Origin of the sequence: Streptomyces sp. AcH 505 (genome assembly GCF_000818175.1) — a bacterium.
In the GTDB taxonomy this organism is placed as follows: Bacteria; Actinomycetota; Actinomycetes; order Streptomycetales; family Streptomycetaceae; genus Streptomyces.
In genome coordinates, this window is sequence record NZ_JTIY01000001.1 from 3,589,881 (window position 1) to 3,591,758 (window position 1,878).

Sequence of the window (1,878 nt, forward strand, 5' to 3'; positions counted from 1 at the left end):
CGTGCCGGCGGCGGCGCGGGCCGGGGGCGGGGGCGGCTGCCGGGGGTGGTCCGCCCGTCCGCCCGTCAGACGAGACCGGCCTCGTTCAGCAGGTACGCCGTCATCGGGTCGTAGAAGCGCGGGTCGGTGACGTGGTCGTCCAGCGGGACCGTGACCTCCAGCGTGCCCTCGGCCTCGCCGATGAACAGTGCCGGGTCGTTGCAGTCCGCGTACCCCATCGAGTCCAGCCCGCGCTGGCCCGCGCAGCCCGCCCAGCCGTGGTCGGCGACGACCAGGTCGGGCTGCGGCCTGCCGTCCCGTTCGAGACCGTCCAGGATGGCGCGCATCGGCTCCGGCGAGTGGGTGTGCCACAGGGTCGCGCCCCGCTCCAGCATCGCGACGTCCGCGAACTGGAAGACCATGCCCTCGTCGGCCGTGAGCCCGCCGGGGATCCGGACGATCTCGCAGCCCGCCGCGCGCAGCGCGTCGGCCGTCTGCCGGTGGACGTCGAGCAGCCCGCCCGGGTGTCCGGTGGCGAACAGCACCCGCTCACGGCCCGCCACCGCCTTGCGCAGCCGCGCCGCCATCCGCTCCAGGGCGTCGATGGTCAGCTCGGGATCGATGGTGTCCTGACCGTGCCGGAACTGCGGGTCGTCGTTGACACCGCACCGCTCGGCCATCACGGCGAGCACGTCCTGCTCGTCGGTCCAGCGGTCGCCCAGTTCAAGACCCAGCCAGTAGTGGCGGTCGCCGTTGGCGAGCTTGCGGTAATGGGAGAGGTTGTTGTCACGGGGTGTCGCGACGTCTCCGGCGATACGGGTACGGACGAGATGGTCGGCGAGCGCGACTCGGCTGGGTATCGGCATGCGTCCATTGTGCCGTCAGCGGCCCCCGGCCCGCCTCTGGTCCCGATCCCTGGACGAGTCGCTGTACCGTACCGCTACCGGTGGGTACCGCCGGGGTCGAGCGGCGAGGAGCGTCCCATGGCAGCAGGACCGGGTATCGGCAGCGCGGTGGAGAATTTCACCCTCCCCGGCGGTGTGCTCGAAGGCGACAGTTTCGTACGGCGCGACTACCGCCTCGACGAGCGGCGTGGGCATCCGCTGGTCCTCGCCTTCTACCCGGGCGACGACACGAGCGTCTGCACCAAGCAGCTGTGCTCGTACTCGACGGGTCTTGAGCGGTTCACGGAGCTGGGGGCCGAGGTCTGGGGCATCAGCCCGCAGGACGTCGACAGCCATGAGGCGTTCGCGCGCAAGAACGACCTGCGGTTCCCGCTGCTCGCCGACACCGACCGGACGGTGGTCAAGGCCTTCGGCATCGGGGCGCCCGGGATCGGACTGCGCAGGTCGGTGTTCCTGATCGCGCCGGACGGCACGCTGTCCTGGAAGCACGTGGCGCTGCTGGGAGCGACGTTCCAGCCGGTCGACAAGCTGGCGGCGGAGCTGGCCGCGCTCAAGGCGTCCTAGTCACATCGAGGACGGGCCGGCGGCGGTGCCGGCGCTCGCGCCGAGGGCCGCGAACGCGCCGTGCGCCAGCGTGCGCAGCAGGGCCTGGGTGCCCGCGCGGCTCGGCAGCCCGCCTCGGTACGAGGAGAAGTGCGGCGTCGAGTTCAGCAGCCCGAAGACGGCGTGCACGGCGCCGCGCGCCTGCGCCTCCGGCACGCCCGGGTAGACCTCCCGTACGACGCCGACCCACAGCTCCACGTACTGCCGCTGGAGCTGGCGGACCAGCTTGCGGTCGCTGTCCCTGAGCCGGTCCAGCTCACGGTCGTGCAGCGTGATCAGCGGGCGGTCGTCGAGGGCGAAGTCGATATGGCCGTCGATCAGCGAGGCGAGGACCGCCGCGGGGTCGGCGGGTGTGCCCGGCGTTGCGGCGGGGCCGACGCGCCGCCGGCCG

Annotated in this window: 2 protein-coding genes and 1 pseudogene; 1 reads left to right on the forward strand and 2 read right to left on the reverse strand. The window is 72.6% G+C overall.

Going from position 1 to position 1,878, the window contains the following annotated elements; translation table 11 throughout:
• Window positions 1-65 precede the first annotated feature (65 nt).
• Window positions 66-845: a phosphatase gene (locus tag HY68_RS16425; protein WP_041989448.1), complete on the reverse strand. Its 780-nt coding sequence runs from the start codon at window positions 843-845 to the stop codon at window positions 66-68.
• A 117-nt stretch (window positions 846-962) separates the two neighbouring features.
• Between HY68_RS16425 and HY68_RS16430 the strand changes: the two genes are divergently transcribed.
• On the forward strand, window positions 963-1,448 hold the full coding sequence (locus HY68_RS16430) for a peroxiredoxin (RefSeq protein WP_041989449.1): 486 nt from the start codon (window positions 963-965) through the stop codon (window positions 1,446-1,448).
• On the opposite strand, the pseudogene HY68_RS16435 reads toward HY68_RS16430, so the two are convergent.
• A pseudogene (locus tag HY68_RS16435) lies at window positions 1,449-1,878 on the reverse strand (TetR/AcrR family transcriptional regulator); the annotation flags it as partial.